The 18,116-nt window shown below is 69.9% G+C and carries 15 protein-coding genes; 9 read left to right on the top strand and 6 right to left on the bottom strand.

Annotated elements, in window-relative coordinates; translation table 11 throughout:
• Positions 1-119: 119 nt before the first annotated feature.
• The gene (locus A37U_RS0105350) at positions 120-1,070 is read left to right on the top strand and encodes a LysR family transcriptional regulator (RefSeq protein ID WP_026196898.1); all 951 of its coding nucleotides are present in this window, start codon (positions 120-122) and stop codon (positions 1,068-1,070) included.
• Between the two features lie 20 nt (positions 1,071-1,090).
• Here A37U_RS0105350 and A37U_RS0105345 read toward each other — a convergent pair whose 3' ends face one another.
• The gene (locus A37U_RS0105345; protein ID WP_020495587.1) at positions 1,091-1,978 is read right to left on the bottom strand and encodes a MurR/RpiR family transcriptional regulator; all 888 of its coding nucleotides are present in this window, start codon (positions 1,976-1,978) and stop codon (positions 1,091-1,093) included.
• 45 nt (positions 1,979-2,023) lie between these two features.
• On the opposite strand from A37U_RS0105345, the gene solA reads away from it, so the two are divergent.
• From solA to A37U_RS0105320, 5 genes are read left to right on the top strand one after another with little or no spacing between them, the layout of a single operon-like run.
• Positions 2,024-3,163 carry an N-methyl-L-tryptophan oxidase gene (solA, locus tag A37U_RS0105340; protein ID WP_020495586.1) on the top strand — a complete coding sequence of 380 codons (1,140 nt, stop codon included), beginning with the start codon at positions 2,024-2,026 and terminating at the stop codon, positions 3,161-3,163.
• A gap of 27 nt (positions 3,164-3,190) precedes the next feature.
• Positions 3,191-5,260, top strand: coding sequence for a hydantoinase/oxoprolinase family protein (locus A37U_RS0105335; protein WP_020495585.1), 2,070 nt, complete (start codon positions 3,191-3,193; stop codon positions 5,258-5,260).
• Positions 5,251-6,903, top strand: a complete 1,653-nt coding sequence (locus A37U_RS0105330) for a hydantoinase B/oxoprolinase family protein (protein ID WP_020495584.1) — start codon at positions 5,251-5,253, stop codon at positions 6,901-6,903. The genes A37U_RS0105335 and A37U_RS0105330 overlap by 10 nt, the downstream gene beginning before the upstream one ends.
• 29 nt (positions 6,904-6,932) lie before the next feature.
• Positions 6,933-8,171 (top strand): MFS transporter, encoded by a 1,239-nt coding sequence (locus tag A37U_RS0105325; RefSeq protein ID WP_020495583.1) that lies wholly within the window; start codon positions 6,933-6,935, stop codon positions 8,169-8,171.
• Between the two features lie 14 nt (positions 8,172-8,185).
• Positions 8,186-9,823, top strand: a complete 1,638-nt coding sequence (locus A37U_RS0105320; protein WP_020495582.1) for a gamma-glutamyltransferase — start codon at positions 8,186-8,188, stop codon at positions 9,821-9,823.
• Here A37U_RS0105320 and A37U_RS42315 read toward each other — a convergent pair.
• From A37U_RS42315 to A37U_RS0105300, 4 genes are all read right to left on the bottom strand, one after another.
• On the bottom strand, positions 9,807-11,714 hold the full coding sequence (locus A37U_RS42315) for an arabinofuranosyltransferase (RefSeq protein WP_083933187.1): 1,908 nt from the start codon (positions 11,712-11,714) through the stop codon (positions 9,807-9,809). The genes A37U_RS0105320 and A37U_RS42315 overlap by 17 nt on opposite strands.
• An 87-nt stretch (positions 11,715-11,801) precedes the next feature.
• Entirely contained in the window at positions 11,802-12,791 is a 990-nt protein-coding gene (locus tag A37U_RS0105310) for a DUF4185 domain-containing protein (RefSeq protein WP_020495580.1), read from the bottom strand.
• Between the two features lie 60 nt (positions 12,792-12,851).
• Positions 12,852-13,916, bottom strand: a complete 1,065-nt coding sequence (locus tag A37U_RS0105305; RefSeq protein WP_020495579.1) for a M20/M25/M40 family metallo-hydrolase — start codon at positions 13,914-13,916, stop codon at positions 12,852-12,854.
• An 11-nt stretch (positions 13,917-13,927) separates the two neighbouring features.
• Positions 13,928-14,935, bottom strand: a complete 1,008-nt coding sequence (locus A37U_RS0105300; protein ID WP_026196897.1) for a LacI family DNA-binding transcriptional regulator — start codon at positions 14,933-14,935, stop codon at positions 13,928-13,930.
• Between the two features lie 142 nt (positions 14,936-15,077).
• Between A37U_RS0105300 and A37U_RS0105295 the strand changes: the two genes are divergently transcribed.
• Genes A37U_RS0105295 through A37U_RS0105285 form a run of 3 tightly spaced genes read left to right on the top strand, consistent with a single transcriptional unit; the run spans position 15,078 to position 17,852 of the window.
• A complete protein-coding gene (locus A37U_RS0105295) occupies positions 15,078-15,830 on the top strand; it encodes a glutamine amidotransferase (protein ID WP_020495577.1) in 753 nt (250 codons plus the stop codon).
• 10 nt (positions 15,831-15,840) lie between these two features.
• Positions 15,841-16,836, top strand: coding sequence for a DMT family transporter (locus A37U_RS0105290; RefSeq protein WP_083933185.1), 996 nt, complete (start codon positions 15,841-15,843; stop codon positions 16,834-16,836).
• Complete coding sequence (locus A37U_RS0105285; protein WP_020495575.1) at positions 16,833-17,852, top strand: phosphotriesterase family protein; 1,020 nt, start codon at positions 16,833-16,835, stop codon at positions 17,850-17,852. Before A37U_RS0105290 ends, A37U_RS0105285 begins: the two co-directional genes overlap by 4 nt.
• Here the strand turns inward: A37U_RS0105285 and A37U_RS0105280 are convergent.
• Complete coding sequence (locus A37U_RS0105280) at positions 17,849-18,115, bottom strand: hypothetical protein (RefSeq protein WP_020495574.1); 267 nt, start codon at positions 18,113-18,115, stop codon at positions 17,849-17,851. The genes A37U_RS0105285 and A37U_RS0105280 overlap by 4 nt on opposite strands.
• Position 18,116 lies beyond the last annotated feature (1 nt).

Genomic DNA, 18,116 nt, shown 5'->3' with positions numbered 1-18,116 from the left:
CGCGGTGCGACGCAGGTCATCCAATCCCGCACGCTCGGCGAGCGTCCAATACCTGCGAGCAACGGATCGATAGCCCAGAACAATTGGTCCCGCGGGCTCCGCGCGCTTACCATGACCGCGTGGCCGAACCGCCAGAGCTGCGCCTGATGCGCTACTTCGTGGCCGTCGCCGACGAGCTCCACCTCGGGCGTGCGGCGGCCCGGTTGCACATCAGCCAGCCGTCACTGAGCGTGCAGATCCGTAAGCTCGAACACCAGCTCGGTGCGCGGCTGCTCGAGCGGGACAGCCGCCATGTGACCCTGACCAGGGCGGGAATGGTGTTCCGTGAGGAGGCCGAGCGCCTGCTCACCGGTGCCGAACGGCTCGCCGCACGCACCAGGGAGGCCGCGTTCAACGGCGGGAACGGCAGCCTGATCGTCGGTTTCCAGGCGAACGCGGCCGCCGAACTGACCCCGAAGATCCTCGCCGCCTTCCAGACCCGGTTCCCGCGGGTACAGGTCGAGATGCGGTCCTACGATTTCGCGGATCCCTATGTCGGACTGGCCAACGGCAGCACCGATGTAGCCTTCGTCCGACCACCGGTGCTGGTCCAGGACTGGCTGTCCATCGAAACGCTGTTCGTCGAACCGCGAGTGCTCGTCATGTCCGAGTATTGCCACCTGGCCGGGCGCTCCCGGGTATCGGTGCAAGACGTGGTCGGCGAACCGTTCGTGGGGCGCAGGGCACCCGAGTACTGGCGGGATTTCTGGCTCGCGGCCGAGTCCCGCGGCCCGTACACCGTCCGGCTCGGCGCCGAGGTCGGCAGCGTGGACGAATGCTTCGAGGCGATCCTGGCCGACCGCGGGGTCGCGTTCACCCAGGCCTCCACCCAGCGGTTCTACGACCGTCCCGGGCTGGCTTTCGTCCCGGTCGAGGATCTGCCACCGTCCCCCTTGGCGATCGCCTGGCGCAATGACTTGGACGCCGGTCCGGTGCACCAGTTCGTGGAGACCGCGCGCATGCTCGCCGCGCTCGACCTGGTCCCCTCGGCGACCCCGGCCACGGCGGATCCGGCCGCGATCGCGCGCTGATCGCGTCCGTTCGGACCGGTTCAGTGTTCGGACCACAGCGCGGTGCCGTCCAGGGGGGTTCCGGTGATCTCCGAGCGGAGCGTGTTGAGGTCCTCGTGGTGGTGCACGGCGGTATCCGAATCCCGGGCGGCGAGTTCGAGCGCGAGCCCGTGCAGCAGGGCGAGCGGGACGAGGAGTTCGTTCGCCGCGCCCGCGGTGGATTCGGGCAACCGCAGGATCTGGTCGGCGCGGTCGGGCTCGAGGATCTGGAATGCCTCGGTGAGCAGCACGGTGTAGGCGCCCGCGGTGTGCGCGTGTCCGAGCACGATCTCGGTCTCCCGAAACACCCGCAGCGGGGCGATGACCACGACGGCGTGCTCGGCGCGCACCCGCAGCAGGTCGTCGGCGAGCCGGAAACCGGTCGCGGTCCAGGAATCCGCGTCGATCCCGGCCCTGCGCAGTGCCAGGGCGAAGTTCTCCGCGATGGTGCCGCTCGGTCCGATGCCGAACACCCAGATCCGGCTCGCCGTGGACAGCCGCCGCACGCTCTCCGCCCACTGCTGCTGCGGGATCAGCGAATGGGCCTGTTCGAGCAGGTTTCCCCCGGCACCGAGCACCGCGTCCAGCACGGTCGCCCCTTCGCTGGGCAGCCGCTTCACTCGCTCACCGAGCACCTTGGCCGGATCACGGCGCCGGGCCACGTGTTCCACGAGCGCGCGTTTGAGTTCACCGAGCCCGTCGAAGCCGAGCTTGCGCGCGGTGCGGATGACGGTGGCATCGCTGGTCCCGGTGACCGCACCGAGCTGGGCGGCGGAGGACACGGCGGCCTCCTCCGGGTGCTCGGTCAGGTAGTCGGCGACCGCGCGTTCTCCCGCGGCGAGCTGGCCCGCGCGGGCGATGCGCCGACCGAGCGATGGTGAAGTGTTCACGTCGCCTACTTTCTTCTATGCGAAGTAAATGCTACGTTCAGCCTCATGGCACCAGTTCAGCAGATCCGGGTGGGCGTCGTCGGTGTGGGCACCATGGGCAGTCAGGTGTTGCGTCAGCTCGCGATGCGCGGGATCGAGGCTACGGGATTCGAGCGGTTCGAGCTCGGGCACGATCGCGGCGCCGCGGGCGGGCAGACCAGGATCTTCCGGATCGCCTACAAGGAGGGCGGGCGCTATGTCCCGCTGTTGCGCGCGGCCCGGCGTGCCTGGCTGGAGCTCGAGGAGCGGACCGGACAGCGGCTGTTCGAACCGCACGGTGCGCTGACCGTCGGCTCGGCCGAGGACTCGGATGTGCGCACGGTGCTGGAGGTCGCGCGGCAGTGGTCGATCGACGGCGAGCTGGTCGAGGAATCCGCGTATCCGCAGCACCGGCTCTTCGAGGGCGATCTCGCTTTCCTGGACCGCGAAGGCGGGCTGCTGCATCCGGCGCGCGCGGTCCGGGCGGCGAGCTCCTGCGCGCTCGAAGCGGGCGCGAGTGTGCACACCGGGACCTATGTCGAGGAGGTCAGCGAATCCCGCACCGGGGTCGCGGTGCACTACCGGCGCGAAGGGCGGCGGCACACCGAACACTTCGACCAGGTCATCGTGTGCACCGGGCCGTGGATCGGCGAGGCGTTCCCGATGTTGCGCCGCGCGGTGGAAGTGCGCAGGGCGGTGCTGTGCTGGTTCGCCGGTACCGACCCCGGATACTGGGCGCCGCAACGGTTTCCGGTCGGCATGCGGCGCAGTGACGGGGAGAACCGGTTCTCCTTCTTCCCGGATGTCGGTGACGGGGTGAAGATCAATCTGCATGTCGAGAAATCCACCGTGCCGGACCCGGAACGGCTCGATCCGGTGGTGGACACCGGTTACCTCCGGCGGGTGACCAGTGCGGTGACCCGCTGCCTCCCCGGCCTGCGCGCCGAACCGCTGAGTGTGCGGACTTATATGGAGGGCTACACCGAGGACAATCACGGCATCATCGGCCGGGTGCCGGGCAGCCCGAACATTCTTGCCATGGGCGGATTCTCCGGGCACGGCTTCAAACTCTCCCCGGTGTTCGCCGAGGCCGTCGCCGATCTGGTCTGCGAGGGCCGCACCGAATGGTCCGTGGAACACCTGGGGATCGAGCGGATCGCCGCCTGACCGAGAGACGATCGAGAGGAGAAGGGCATGCTGCGGATCGGTATCGACGTCGGCGGGACGTTCACCGATGTGACCGCGCTCGACACGGAGACGGGCGCGTTCGAGGTGTACAAACTGGCGTCCACGACCCAGGATCAGTCGATCGCGGTCGCCGAGGGAGTGCGGGCCATCCTGGAGCGCACCGGGAAACCCGCCGCTGAGATCGGGTATCTGGGGCACGGCACCACGGTGGCGACGAACGTGGTGCTGGAGCAGAACGGTGCGCGCACCGCGTTGCTCACCACCGGCGGGATGCGCGACATCCTGGAGATCGGCCGTCAGCAGCGGCCGGCGCTCTACGACCTGGACGCGGACAAGCCGGCCACCCTGGTCCCACGGGAGCAGGTGTACCCGGTCGCCGAGCGGGTGGACGCGGACGGGAAGGTGCTCGTCCCGCTCACCGAGGACGCGCTGAGCGGTCCCGCACGAGGCATCGCCGAGTACGCGCCGGAGGCGATCGCGGTCTGTTTCCTGCACAGCTACCGTAATCCCGAGCACGAGGCGGCGGCGGTGCGGCGACTGTGCGAGCTGTTCCCCGAGGCCTATGTGTGCTCCTCGGCGGCCATCGCCCCGGTGTTCCGCGAATTCGAGCGGTTCTCCACCACGGTGGTCAACGCCTATGTCGGGCCGCGGATCGAGCGCTATCTGTCCCGGCTCGCCGGGCGTATCGCCGAGCTCGGGGTTCCGGTCGAGCCACGGGTGATCGGCTCCGGCGGCGGTCTGTCCACATTGGACGCAGTGCGGAACTATCCGGTCGGTACCCTGCTCTCCGGCCCCTCGGCCGGGGTGGTCGGCGCGGTGCACCTGGCGCGCACGGCCGGATACACCGACCTGATCACCTTCGATATGGGTGGCACCAGTACCGATGTGTGCCTCGTCGCGGGCGGGGAGGCCACCCCGAGCGCACAGCGGAGCATCAACGGGCGCCCGGTGCGCACCCCCTCGCTGGACATTCACACGGTCGGCGCGGGCGGAGGCAGTATCGCCTCGGTGGACGGTGGCGGGGCGCTCGAGGTCGGCCCCGCGAGCGCTGGATCCCAGCCGGGGCCCGCGGCCTATGGGCGCGGCGGGCAGCGGCCGACGGTCACCGACGCGAACGTGCTGCGCGGGCGGCTCAATCCCCGGTTCATCCTCGGCGGGGCACTGGCGGTCGACTACCCCGCGGCCGAACGCGCGATGGCCGAGATCGCGCAGGGGATGCACATGGACAACGCCACCGCGGCCCGTGGAATCGGGCGCATCGCGGCGGTGAACATGGCCGGTGCGGTGCGCAAGGTCTCGGTCGAGGCCGGGGAGGACCCGCGCGGATACGTGCTCGTGACTTTCGGCGGGGCGGGCCCGCTGCACGCCGTGGAAGTGGCGCGCGAGGTCGGGATGTCCACCGTGCTCGTACCGCCGAATCCGGGAACCCTGTGCGCGCTCGGCCTGCTGGCCACCGATATCCGCGGCGAGTTCACCCATGCCGTGCTCGCCGATGCGCGGGACCGGGAACTGGGCGCGGTGAACGAGGTACTGGCCGGATTGCGGGCCACGGCGGTGAACTGGCTGGACGAGCAGGCTCCCGAAGGTGCCACGCGCACGATCAGTGGGGTGGCCCGGATGCGGTACGCGCGGCAGAACTTCGAACTCACCGTCCCACTCGAACAGTCCATCGTGGACTCGGCGACCCTCGGCGGTCCGGAACTGGCACACCTCACCGCCGCCTTCCATGCCGCGCACACCAAGGCCTACGGCTACGCGCACGAACAGGCCACGGTGCAGCTGGTGGAGCTCGCGCTCACCGCGACCGCCGAGGTACCCCGGCCGGTCATCCCGCGGCTGCCCGGCAAATCCGGTGCCACCGAACCGATCGAGCACCGCATGGTCGACTTCGACGCCGGGGATCCGGTGCGCACCCCGGTGTACCGGCGCGCGGATCTGGGCGCGGGAGAACGGTTCGACGGTCCGGCGATCGTCGAGCAGATGGACACCACCACCGTGATCACACCCGGTGCGCACGCCCGGGTGGACGAGTACGGCAACATCCTCATCGAACTGGAGGGGCACTCATGGACCTGATCACCGTGCAGGTCATCGGCGCGTCCCTGGTGAGCATCGCCGAGGAGATGGGCGCGGCGCTGCGCAGGGCAAGCTATTCCACCAACATCAAGGAACGCAGCGACTGCTCGACCGCGCTGTTCGACCGGGAGGGAAAGCTGGTCGCGCAGGCGGAGAACATGCCCATCCACATGGGTTCGATGACCGGACTGATCGATGCCCTGCTCGCCGCGGATCTGACCGTGCGCGAAGGGGATGTGTTCATCACCAACGATCCCTACTACGGCGGCGGCACCCATCTGCCGGACATCACCATGGTCAAACCGGTGTTCTCCGGCGGACGGCTGGTGGGCTACAGCGCCAACATCGCGCACCACTCGGACATCGGCGGCCGAGTGCCGGGCAGCAACGCCGGGGACTCCACCTCGCTGTACGCGGAGGGACTGCGCATCCCGCTGGTCCGGTTCGCCACCGCCGCGGGAACCGAACACGCCCCGCTGGCCTTCATCGCGCTCAACTCGCGGCTGCCCGCCGAGCGACGCGGGGACATGCTCGCCCAGCTGGCCTCGGTGGAGCTCGGCGAGCGCGGGCTGCTCGAACTGCATTCCCGCTATGGCACCGAAACCGTGGCCGAGGCCACCGACTATCTGCTGGAGCACGCGCGCAACCGGCTCGCCGCGGCGGTGGCCGAGGTGCCCGACGGCAGCTATACGTTCACCGATGTGCTCGATCCCGACGACGGCGGCGAACCGACCGAGATCCGGGTGCGGGTCACCGTGGACGGGCAGTCGATCGCCCTGGACTTCGCCGGAACCGGGCCACAGTCCCCGGTCGGGATCAACGTGGTGCGCCCGGCGCTGGAGGCGACGGTGTTCTACGCGCTCAAGGCCGTGCTGGATCCGGGAATCCCGCCGAACGGCGGATTCTACGGCGCGGTGCGGATCAGCGCGCCGAAGGGCAGCATCGTGAACCCGGCCGAGCCCGCCCCGGTCACCGCGCGCACCGACACCTGCCAGCGGGTGGCCGACACCGTGCTCGGGGCGCTCGCCAAGGCCGTCCCGGACCGGGTGCCCTCCGCCAGCCACAGCACCGTCACCTATGTGACCTTCTCCGGGGAACACGAAGGGGAATTCTTCGTCTACCCCGAGGTCGTGGCCGGTGGCGGTGGCGCCCGGCAGCACAAGGACGGGATGGACGCGGTCCAGGTGCACATCACCAACTCCTCCAACCTGCCGATCGAGGCACTGGAACAGGAGTACCCGCTGCTGGTGGACACCTACGAGCTGATCACCGATTCCGGTGGCGCGGGCGAATACCGGGGAGGGCTCGGGGTGCGCCGCGACATCCGGGTGCGCGCCGAACGGGCCGAGTTCTCCGCGCACGCCGACCGGCAGCACAGCAGGCCGTGGGGCACCCACGGCGGCGCGGACGGCACGAGCGGACGGTTCGTGCTCAATCCCGGGCGTCCCGACGAACGGGTACTGGCCTCGGGACGCATCTCCGGGGTGGAACTGCGCGAAGGCGATGTACTCCGGGTGGAGAGCCCGGGCTCCGGTGGTGCCGGCGATCCGCGTGAGCGCGATCCGGAATGCCTCGCCGAGGACGTGCGCGCGGGCCGGGTCTCGGAATCGGCTGCGCGCCGGACCTATCGCGGAACCGACTGAACATTCCCGAAAAACCAAGGAGGACAAGGATGTCGACTCCGGTGACCACCGCACCCGCGAGGCGATCACTGGCCCGCAGGGCGCTGTGGGCGACCTGGTCGGGCTGGGGGCTCGACGGGTTCAACAAACAGATCCTGCCGCTGGCCATGGCCGGGATCCTGGTCGCGCTCGGGCTGACCAAGGCCGATGCGGGGGTGGTCACCGGTACCGTCGCGGTGGTCACCGCGGTCGGCGGGATCATCGGCGGGCGGGTGGCCGACAAGTTCGGCCGGGTGCGCGTGCTGGTGGCGATCATGATCGGCTACAGCATCGCCACCGCTCTGGTGGCCACCGCGCAGGATCTGCCCCAGCTGATGCTGTGGGTCTCGCTCGCCGGGCTGTTCCTCGGCGCGGAATGGCCGGTGGGCGCGGCGCTGATGGCCGAGTACGCGGATCAGCAGCGCCGCGGCCGGACCCTGGCCTGGGTGCAGTCGGCCTGGTCGGTCGGCTGGGCGCTGGCGAATCTGTCCTTTCTCATCACGAACCTGGTGTTCGCCCCGGCGACCGCCTGGCGGGTGATGTTCCTCGTCGGCCTGCTTCCGGCCATCGTCGCGCTGATCGTGCGGCGGGCGCTGCGCGAGGCACCCGACACCACCGCTTCGGCGGGGACACAACCCCGGGAACGCGGGGTCTACCGAGAACTGTTCGGCGCGGGGCTGCGCAGGCGCACCATCATCGGCGCCCTGTTCGGTGCCGCCGGGCTGGGCAGCACCCAGGCGATCCAGACCTGGATCCCGTTGTATCTGGCGCAGGAACGCGGGCTGAGCATCAGCGGAGCCGCCATCTACCTGTGGTTCATGATCGCCGGAAACTGGCTCGGCTATGTGCTCGGCGGGCAGCTGCACGACGCGATCGGCAGGCGGTGGGCGTTCACCGCGTTCTATCTCGGCACCGCGGTGTTCGGGCTGCTGTTCCTCGGTGTCGCCGTGGATGCCTTGTGGTTCAACCTGTTGCTGGCCGCGCTCGTCGGATTCTTCATGGCCGCGCAGGCTTCCGGAAAGGGCGCGCTGTTCACCGAACTGTTCCCGGCCCGGGTGCGTGCCTCCGGTGCGGGCATCTGTTACGAGTTCGGTGCGCTGTTCACCGGCCTGATCTCCGCGGTCATCGGCTGGACCTCCGGGCAGCTCGGCCTCGGCAACGCCATCGCGATGGCGCTCGGCCTGTGCACCGTGCTGACCGTGGTGCTCATCTGGCTGCTGCCGGAAACCCGGGACTGGGAACTCGACTAGAAGGAGTGCCTCGCATGGCCGTACTCGTGGCCTGTGAACGACACGCGGCCGAGGTCGGCGGGCAGCTGCTGCGCGCCGGGGGCTCGGCGGTGGACGCCGCGATCGGCGCCGCCTTCGCGCAGTCGGTGGTGAACCCGCTGCTGTGCGGGCTCGGTGGTTCCGCGCTGGTGCTGCACGCCGATCTGCGCACCGGAACGGTCACCGCGATCAACGGCGAGGCCGCGACCGGTAGCGGGCCGGTGCCCGAATCCTGGGCGCGGCGGCTGCTCGGCAGGGTGGAGACCTTCGGCCGCTACGCGGTGCGCGGGGAACCCAACCAGATCGGTCCGGGTGCGGTGATGGTGCCCGGATTCGTGGACGCCATGGACGCCCTGCTGGCCGGGCACGGATCCGGGCGGATCGGGCTCGCCGATATCCTGTCCGGTGCCACCCGGCTGGCCCGCGAGGGATTCACCCTGACCCCGTATCTGGGCCGCTGGTGGGATGCCGGATCCGCGGGGGACTCGCACGCGAGCAGGCCGGGATACCCGACACTGGCGGACAAGATGGCCGCCCAGCCCGAGAGCGCGGCCCGGTATCTGCGTGCCGACGGATCCGGTTACCGGGCCGGGGACCGGTTCGCGCAGCCGTGGATCGCCGACATCCTCGATCACCTGGCCACGGCGGGGCTTCCGGATTTCCTGCACGGCAGCCTCGGCGGAATCCTCGCTGCCGCGCTGGACCGGGACGGTTCGCTGATCACCGCCGCGGATGTGGCCGGATATCGCGCCGAACCGGCACCGGCCACCACCCATCGGATCGCCGGAACGCTGGTGCACACCGCGCCACCGCCCAGTCCCGGCCTGCAGGTGCTGCAGATGCTCGGCCTCGCGCACGGATTGCGGCTGGCCGGGGAACCGCGGGGACCGCAACGGTGGGACCGGCTGGCCGCGGTGATGCGGGCGAGCTTCGCGGACAATCGGTACATCAAGGCGACCCGGCAGGAGGACGTCGCGGACACCGTGCGCGCGGCACTGGACGCGGACGCGCTCGGCGCCTGGGTGGAGCGCATCCGCGGCGGCGATCCGGTACGGGTGCGCGGCATGCAGCCGGGCGACGGGACCACTCACGTCACCGCCGTAGACGAGGAACACGCCGTGTGCATCACCCACTCGGCGGGTTCGGTCGGCGGCAGCGGCTATCTGGTGCCGGAACTCGGCTACCTGCTGAACAATTTCCTCGGACACTACGATCCGCGCCCGGATAACCCCGACTCCATCCGTCCCGGTGCCCGGATCGGCACCGGAGCGCCGCTGATCGCCTTCGACGGCAACGGTTTCCGGTTCGCCGCCGGTGCACCCGGTGGCAGCCGCCTCGTCACCTCCGTGTTCCAGGTCGCCCACGAGGTGCTGTTCGGCGGCACTGCCACGGACGCCGCGGTGACCCTGCCGCGGCTGCACAGCGAGCAGGACCGCACCGTGTTCGTGGAACCCGCACTGGACGGTGCCGAGCAGTTGCGCGCCCTGGGCAACGATGTCCGGGTGTCCGCCTACATGTCCCGGGTGCAGGCGATCGGCCGGGACCGGTCCGGGCGGCTCGTGCCCGGTGCCGACCCGCGCGGCGATCCGGGACTGGCGCACACCGGTAGATCCGGCGTCAGGGGTTCCGGGTGATCACCGCGTAGGGCCCGACGTCGCGGCGGTGGAAGGCGGGGGAGTCGAACAGTTTCGGGTCGAAATCGACCTTCTCCACGGTGATGTTCGGGTTCGCGGGGAAGGCATCGTTCTTCATCGAATAGGTCAGCCCCTTGGCGCCGCGTTCGAGCACGAACACATCGGGCGATTCCTTGTCGTTGCCCCGGAGTTCACTGTCCAGCTGCGCCGAATCGCGGGCCTGCGCCCAGTGCCGGATCTGGTCGTTGCGTTCACCGAACCGGCCGAGCGGATCCGCGTACTGCGGACTGGAGGCCTGATAGGACCAGTACGGCGAGGTGGTGATCAGGATGGGCTGGTTGGCGAGCAGGATGTTCTGCTGCGGTTCCCGCCCGGTCATCTCGCGGACGGCCGTATTGAGCCGGGGCACCCAGTAGTCCTTGTCGGCGGGATCCGAACGCCCGACCGGAGTGGCACCGTCCGGGTAGTAGTTGCCGAAGGCCTGCTTGTCGCCGGAGGCGATCGCGGGCACCCCCTGCAATATCCCGATCAGCGAGCCGAGGCCGAGAACCGCGGCCAGCAACCGGATCCGCGTGCGGTGCGCGCTCAGCCGGTCACCGAGGAACCGGGCAAGTGCCACCGCACCGAACACTCCGGCGCACACCAGCACGACGGTGAGCACGTTGTAGATCCGGAAGGCCAGCAAGGTGGTGCCGAAGACCAGGGCCAGCATGGAGAGCAGGTACCAGGCGTAGCAGCTGAGGGTGACCACGGACAGGGCGCTGGCCACCGAACTGTGCCGGAACCGCCACACCAGCCAGCCGAGGCCGAGCAGGCAGGCCAGGCCCACGAGGGAGAACTGCAGCATCAGGGTCGGCACCTCGGCGCCACCCGGCGGCAGGTACCGCAGCGCGATGTTCGAGCCGTGGCCGCCGCCCAGGATCGCGGACAGGTACGGCCACCAGACCGGCAGCAGCACGAGCACCGCGACCACGGCCAGCAGCACGCCGTGGCGCACCAGCGCCGCGATGGCACTGGAGAGCGGAATCGGGTCCTCGGCGGTCCTCCTGGACTGCCAGCAGCCGAGTACCGCGAGCACGATCAGGGTGAAGGCGAAGAAAACCATGTGCAGGGTGTAGAAATCCCCGAAGACACCGAGCGCGATCCCGAGCACGATCGCGGTGGACAGGCCGCCGGTGACCTGTGCCGAGCGGTGCCGGGCCAGCGCGAAGACCCAGTTCCAGGCGAGCACCGAAAGCGGCGCGATGGTCGCGGTGGCGAGCCAGGAATAGGGTTCTTCTGCGCCCTGCAGGATGCCGATGATCGCGGTGGACAGGCTCAGCACGAACGCCAGCCGCTTGCTCGCGACCAGCGCCCACAGTTCGTAGACGATGACCGTGATGAGCGCGAGGGTGAGAATCGACCACGGCTTGAAGGCTGCCCACCCGGGTAGCCCGAGCAGATTCGCGAACCGCCCGCCCAGCCAGAACCAGCCGCTCGGGTAGTACGGCGCGAGGCCGTGATAAGTGAAATCGGCCAGCGCCGGGGAAGACGTCATCCGGGTCAGGTACGCGGTGCGGAAGTTCTGGTCCACCGCGAGACCGCCGAGGTAGTACCGGCTGCCCATCAGGGCAAGCGAAAGCGGCAGGGTCACGGCCGCGGAGAGCAGTATCCAGGACGCGGTGCGCGTCCACCGGTTCCACCACAGCAGCCCGAGGCAGCCGAGCATGACCACGGCCATGGTCAGCCCGACGTAGTTCTTCCGGACCGAGGAGGGCCACGGCGCGTTGCCCTTGTTCGCGATCCACTGGATCACCAGGCTCACCACGGCCGCGAGCACCAGCCCGAGCACCATGGAGGCGCAGGCACGGCCCCAGCGGCGGGCATCGGGCAGGTCAGGCCGCACGGACATGGCTCGGCTCCAAGTACGGGGTAGGTCAGGGGAGGTTCGGGCGCACGGATCTCCTGCGGGGAACGGGAAGCCCGTGCCGGTGCATGATCAGGCGGATCTGGTCAGTCTGCTGCACAGGTGGAACACGTTATACGGTCTCCATTGCGAGATCAGATAGTGCAGATCCGGCCCGCCGAGCGAGCCCGGGTGCAGATATCCACCATACAGCGCCGGATAGTCCGCGCCGCTGACCAGGACGGTGCCCGCCGACCACGGTCCGTCCAGTTCCGGCGCGGTGCGCAGCACGATCGCCGCGCGGTGCTCGTCGAGGTGCAGCGCCACCCAGGCGCCGAGATACTCGTTGTAGCCCACGGAGAGTTCGCCGATGGGACCGGGAATCACGCCGACCGCGGCGGTGTCCTCGCCGGACCAGCCGTTCGCGGTGCGGTACTCGTAGGCCCTGGCGTCCAGGATCTCCGCTTCCGGTACCCGGGCGAGGAAGGCATCGGAGAACCGGCCGTTGGTGGTGCCGAACAGATAGACGTATCCGGCCGCGTGCGCGAACGCGCCGATCTGGAACTTCTGGCCGAAGTCGGCGGTGTTCGGCCAGATCGCGGTATCGGGCCTGGTCCAGGTCCGGGCGCCGTCGGCGGAGACCGCGATCCCGGCGTGATTGGTCTGCCAGGTGCCGGGTTCGCCCCACTGCCGGATCGACATGTAGTGCACGAAATCCCGGTCGCCGAGCGCGATTCCGGAGTTCGGGATCACCGTGAGCTCGCCGGGTGCGCTGGGCAGTACCTGGGTGGCGCTGCCGTCCTTCCGGGTGACCGCCTCCGCGAGCCGCAGCCCGTCCTCGAGTGCACCGGGTCCGGCGAACGCGAGGACGTTGCTGCGCCATTCGGCGTGTTCCGGGCCCGCGCCGTCACCACACCAGCCGGCGCCGTAGGTGTCGCCGAACAGCACCCGCAGCCGCCCGTCACCGCCTGCCCAGAGGATGCCCAGATCCGTGGCATGGATACCGAATCGGGTATCGGTGCGGTTGATCGAATCGGCACCGGTGACCTTCGCGACCTGTTTCGTCGACTCGAGTCCCACCATTGCGCGCGAGGGTATCGTTCGCGAGGTCAGGCCGAGGTAAACGACCCCCGGTGACGGTCCTCAGTCGCGCTCGGCCCAGGCGCCCAGCAGTCTGCGCAGGGCCGCCGTGGTCGCCCCGATAGCCGCTACCGAGCAGGTTTCGTCGGTGACGTGGGCCTGTTCGGGTTCGCCCGGACCGTAGACGAGCACCGCGGGATCACCCAGCGTGGCCGAGAGCCGGGCCGCGTCGGTGAAGTAGGTGGCGTACTGCGGGGTCCAGTCCGGGCACAGTGTCCCGGTGAGTTCGGCCACCAGCGGATCGGCGGGATCGGTGTCGATGCTCGGCAGATCCAGCAGTGTCTCGATCCCGGTTTCCGCCCCGGCGAGTTCCGCGATCCCGGCGCGCGCGGTGTCCGCGGAGAACCCCGGCACGGTACGGATATCCAACTGTGCTTCCGCGTGATCCGGGACCAGGTTCGGCTGACTGCCCGCGTGGAAGGTGCCGATGTTGACCGTCGCCGCGCCGTGGGTAGGGCTGCTCGGCCAATCCGGATGGTGGTGGATCCGTTCGCACGCCCGCGCGAGCGCGAAAACCGCGTTCTCGCCCAGTTCCGGGCGCGAACCGTGCGCGCTGCGCCCCCGCGCGGAAAGCCGCAGCCACAGCGCGCCCTTATGGCCGAGCACGATCCGGTTCGCGGTGGGTTCGGCGACCAGCAGCAGCGGGCTCGGCTCCAGTTCGGTGATTTGGGCCGCGCCCTCGCAGCCGGTCTCCTCGCCGAAGGTGAACACGAGCTGAACGGGCGCCGGGGTGGCGATCGCGGCCGCCACGATCGCGGCAACCCCGGCCTTCATATCGCTGCTTCCCCTGCCGCGCAACCGATCCCCGTCGATCTCGCCGCTGTGCGGATCGAACGACCAGCCTGCGGGATCCGCGGGAACGGTGTCCAGGTGCCCGGTGAGCGTGATCGGTGTTCCGTGACCGAGGCGGGCGACCAGGTTGGCCCTACCCGGTTCGGGTTCGCCCAGGCGCACCGTGAAACCGGCCGCACGCAACGGTTCGGCGAGCAACTCGGCGGCGGCGAGTTCCCCGCCACCGCGGGTGTCCAGCCGGACGAGCTGCTGGGTCAGTTCGATCGGATCGGGCAAGGCGAACCTCCTCATTCCGGGGCGTCCGGGGGGACCGCTGAGCCGCGGATCACCAGCTGCAGCGGAAAAGTGCGGGTCTGCGGGGCCCTGGCGGGATCCTCGATGCGCGCCCGGATGAGTTCGAGCGCGGCGCGGGCGAGTTCGGTCATCGGCTGCTGCAGGGTGGTCAGCTTGGGGCGCAGCCATTCGCCGACCCGGATCCCGTCGCAGCCGACGATGGAGAGGTCCTCCGGGATGCGCAGGCCGTGCAGTTCGGCGGCGGCGAGCATGCCGACCGCGGCGATGTCGCTGCCGCAGAACACCGCGGTGGGCCGGTGTTCTGCCCCGGCGAGATAGGGAAAGGTGCTCGCGCCGAACTGTTCGGTGTACGGGCCGTGCAACACCAGGTCCTCGTCCACGGGCAGTCCGGCGCCGCGCATCGCGTCCCGGTAGCCACGGCAGCGGTCGCGGGTGGTGGACAGCTCGTCGGGGCCCGCGATGTGCGCGATCCGCCGGTGCCCGAGCTGGGCGAGATAGGAGGTCGCCTGGTAGGCGCCGCCGTAGTTGTCCACGGCGACCGTGTCCACCTCCGGGGTGCTGGCGATCTCCTCGTCCAGCACCACGACCGGAAGGCCCTCGGCGATGGCACTGGTCAGCCGCGGGTTCTCGCGGTGCATGCCGACATAGATCAGCCCGTCGATCGCCGGGGTGGAGGCGACGAGATCGCTCACGCTGGATTCCCGCCGCGCCTGCTGCCCGGTGATCCCGACCACGAGCGAGGCGCCGTCCATCGCCGCGGCCTCGGCGAGTTCGTCGGCGAGGCCCGCGAAGAAGGGGTTGACCATCTCCGGGACGACCAGGGCGAGTACCGGCTGCTCACGGGCGGGCGCAGGCGCGGCCGGGGCCTCGTAGTCGAGTTCACGGACCGCCGCGTCGATCCGCGCCGCCGTCTCCGGGTTCACCTTGAGCTGGCCGCGCAGGTAACGGGAGGCCGTGGAGGCGGACACTTGCGCAATTTGCGCAACTCGCGTCAGCGTCATCCGCCTGCTCCTCTCTGTGGTGCCAGTGGGCCGCTGCTGGACGTGGGCACAGTCTATCCGCACACCATCCGTTGACGTCCAGAGCGCGGAGGCATAGCGTTGCGCAAAAGAACACAAAATTGCGCAACAACGGGAGGGTCGGATGAGCCGGGTACTGCTGGCAGGGGAGTCCTGGGTCGCCAGGACCGCGGACGTCAAAGGGTTCGACGCCATCGAGCGCGCCCAGATCGAGATCGGGGCCGGCGCACTGATCGAGGCACTGCGGGCGGAGGGACACGAGGTCACCCACCTGCTCTCGCACGATGTGGCCGCGGAGTTCCCCTCGACACTCGAGGAGCTCGGCTCCTACGACGTGGTGCTGCTCTCCGATATCGGGGCGAACTCGCTGCTGCTGCATCCGGATGTGTTCGCCAAGGGGAAGCGGTTCCCGAACCGGCTGAAGCTGCTCGCCGAATGGGTGCGGGCCGGTGGCGGGCTCGCGATGGCCGGCGGATACCTGAGCTTCCAGGGATTCGGTGCCAAGGCCAACTACCACGCGACGCCCGTCGAGGAGATCCTTCCGGTGGATATCCTGCCCTACGACGACCGGGTGGAGTGCCCGGAAGGCATCGAGGGGGAGCTCACCGATCAGCAGCACGAGATCACCGAGGGTCTCGACCGGCACTGGCCCGCGCTGCTCGGCTACCAGCGGCTGACCGCGAAGCGGGACGCCACCGTGCTCGCGGAGATCGAATCGTGCCCACTGCTCGCGGTGCGCACCGTGGGACAGGGCCGGACCCTCGCCTTCGCCTCGGACATCTCCCCGCACTGGGCGCCGGAGGAGTTCCTGGCCTGGAAGGGTTACCGTCAGCTGTTCGGCAGGGCCATCGGCTGGCTGGCCGGCGGACGCGGTTAGGGAGCGCGACATGACCAAGGCAACGTCAACGGCTGCCGTGCCTGCCCCCGCTCCGCGCAAGCTCGCCCGCGGGGCGACCACCGCGTTGCTCGTGGTGGCCACCGTGCTCGCCGGCATGCTCAGCCCCATGCAGTCGGCCGTCAACGGCGCGCTCGGCAAGGCCGTCGGGGACGGGAACAGCGCCGCCGTGATCTCCTTCGGCAGCGGACTGGTGCTGATGATCGTGGTGATCTTCGCCCGGCCGGGCACCCGCCGCCAGGCACTGCGCATCCCCTCGCTGATCCGCAGCGGCGGAATCGGCTGGTGGAACTATCTCGCCGGGCTCTGCGGGGCCGCCGTGGTGCTCTCCGAGGGCGTCTCGGTCGGCGCGCTCGGGGTCGCCGTGTTCCAGATCGCGCTGATCTCCGGGATGATCATCTCGGGCGTGGTCTGCGACCGGATCGGGGTCACCGCGACCGTGCAGCAGCCGATCTCGTTGGCCCGCGCCTGCGGTGCCGTGCTCGCGATCATCGCGACCGCCGTGGCGATCTCGCCGAGTTTCCACGTTCCGGGCGCGATCGCGCTCGCCGTGCTGCCGTTCGCCGCGGGCCTGCTCGCGGGCTGGCAACCGGCGGGCAATGCCGCGGTCGCGCGCGGAACGGGTTCGGTGCTGGTCTCGATCGGGGTGAACTTCCTCGTCGGATTCATCGTGCTCGGCATCGGGCTGCTGATCCGGATCGGTACCGGATCGGCCACGTTCTCGCTGCCGGGAACCTGGTGGATGTACCTCGGCGGGGTGCTCGGGCTCGCCTCGATCGCGCTCATGGCCCTGCTGGTACGCGGGCTCGGGCTGTTGTTGCTCGGCCTCGCCTCGGTGGCCGGTCAACTCGTCGGTTCGCTGCTGCTCGACCTCGCCGTTCCCTCGGTGGGCCAGCCGGTGCACCTGGTGACCGTGCTCGGCACCGTGCTCGCGCTCGTCGCCGCCGGGATCGGCATGCTTCCCTCGCGGAGAAAGGAGTCGTCATGAGCGAGGTGCGAACCGTCACCGGAACGGTGCCCGCGAGCGAACTCGGGATCGTGTTGCCGCACGAGCACCTGTTCAACGACCTCTCCGGGGTGCTCGACGCGCCGAGTTATCCGTTCTCCGCGCCGCTGGCCGAGGCACCGGTCACCGCGGCACGGGCCTGGGCGCTGCGCCACGATCCCTACTGCTGCGCGGACAATCTCGCGGCCAAACCGGTCGGGGAAGTGCTCGGCGAGGTCGGCGCGTTCGCCGCACTGGGCGGGCGCACCATCGTGGATGTCACCTGCAGCGCGGCCATCGGGCGCGATCCCGGACGGCTGGTGGAGGTCTCCCGCCGCTCCGGGATGCACGTGGTCATGGGCTGCGGCGCCTACCTGGAGAAGTTCGAAGGGGCCAGGATCGGTGCCACGGCCGAGAACCAGGCCACGGCGATCAGCGCCGAACTCGACGAGGGCGTGGCCGGGGTGCTGCCCGGGATCATCGGCGAGATCGGGGTTTCTCCGGAGTTCACCGCCGCCGAGGCGGCCTCGCTGCGCGCGGCGGGGCTCGCTCAGCTCGACCATCCGCGCATCCCGCTGATGGTGCATCTGCCCGGCTGGCAACGCCGCGGGCACGAGGTGCTGGATCTGCTCATCGACCAGGTCGGGGTGGCGCCGGACCGGGTCGTGCTCGCGCACATGGACCCGTCCGGGCAGGACCGCGCCTATCAGCGGGCGATCGCCGATCGCGGGGTGTGGCTCGAATTCGACATGCTCGGGATGGACATCACCTTCCCGCACGAGGGAACCGCGCCCGGCCCGCGGGCGAGCGCCGAGGCCATCGCCGAGCTCGTCCGCGCCGGGCACGGCGACCGGATCCTGCTCAGCCACGACCTGTTCCTCAAGCAGATGTGGACCGGCAACGGCGGCAACGGCTTCCTCTTCGTTCCCTCGGTGTTCGCCGAAATGCTTGCCGCACAAGGCATCGAGCACGTGGAGCGGTTCCTGCGGGAGAACCCGGCGCGAATGCTGGCCGGTTAACCGCCCGTACCGGCGGGCCTGCCCAGCCTGCGCAGCACCAGCAGCCCGCCGACCGCGGGCAGCAGCACGATCCCGTTGTCCGTGCTGCTCGCCCGCGGGTGCCGCCAGCAGACCCCGATCGCGAACAGATAGCAGCAGCCGTGCACCGGGCCGGTCAGCGAGGAGATCGCGGGCAGGTGGATCGTCACGAGGTTGGCCAGCAGCAGGATCAGCGAGATCAACTCGGCGAGCGCGGCGATGCGCAACAGGCGCAGATCGTCCACC

It is taken from the genome of Sciscionella marina DSM 45152 (assembly GCF_000379465.1).
GTDB lineage: Bacteria > Actinomycetota > Actinomycetes > Mycobacteriales > Pseudonocardiaceae > Sciscionella > Sciscionella marina.
The sequence above is the reverse complement of the archived record's forward strand: the minus strand, read 5'-3'. Positions and strand labels throughout refer to the sequence as shown.

Bases quoted from the DNA above. Each gene is read 5' to 3' on its own strand.
- A37U_RS0105330 (WP_020495584.1), top strand. From the start codon at position 5,251: ATGGACCTGATCACCGTGCAGGTCATCGGCGCGTCCCTGGTGAGCATC.
- A37U_RS0105335 (WP_020495585.1), top strand. From the start codon at position 3,191: ATGCTGCGGATCGGTATCGACGTCGGCGGGACGTTCACCGATGTGACC.
- A37U_RS0105300 (WP_026196897.1), bottom strand. From the start codon at position 14,935: ATGACGCTGACGCGAGTTGCGCAAATTGCGCAAGTGTCCGCCTCCACG.
- A37U_RS0105285 (WP_020495575.1), top strand. From the start codon at position 16,833: ATGAGCGAGGTGCGAACCGTCACCGGAACGGTGCCCGCGAGCGAACTC.
- solA (WP_020495586.1), top strand. From the start codon at position 2,024: ATGGCACCAGTTCAGCAGATCCGGGTGGGCGTCGTCGGTGTGGGCACC.
- A37U_RS0105290 (WP_083933185.1), top strand. From the start codon at position 15,841: ATGACCAAGGCAACGTCAACGGCTGCCGTGCCTGCCCCCGCTCCGCGC.
- A37U_RS42315 (WP_083933187.1), bottom strand. From the start codon at position 11,714: ATGTCCGTGCGGCCTGACCTGCCCGATGCCCGCCGCTGGGGCCGTGCC.
- A37U_RS0105310 (WP_020495580.1), bottom strand. From the start codon at position 12,791: ATGGTGGGACTCGAGTCGACGAAACAGGTCGCGAAGGTCACCGGTGCC.
- A37U_RS0105295 (WP_020495577.1), top strand. From the start codon at position 15,078: ATGAGCCGGGTACTGCTGGCAGGGGAGTCCTGGGTCGCCAGGACCGCG.
- A37U_RS0105320 (WP_020495582.1), top strand. From the start codon at position 8,186: ATGGCCGTACTCGTGGCCTGTGAACGACACGCGGCCGAGGTCGGCGGG.
- A37U_RS0105325 (WP_020495583.1), top strand. From the start codon at position 6,933: ATGTCGACTCCGGTGACCACCGCACCCGCGAGGCGATCACTGGCCCGC.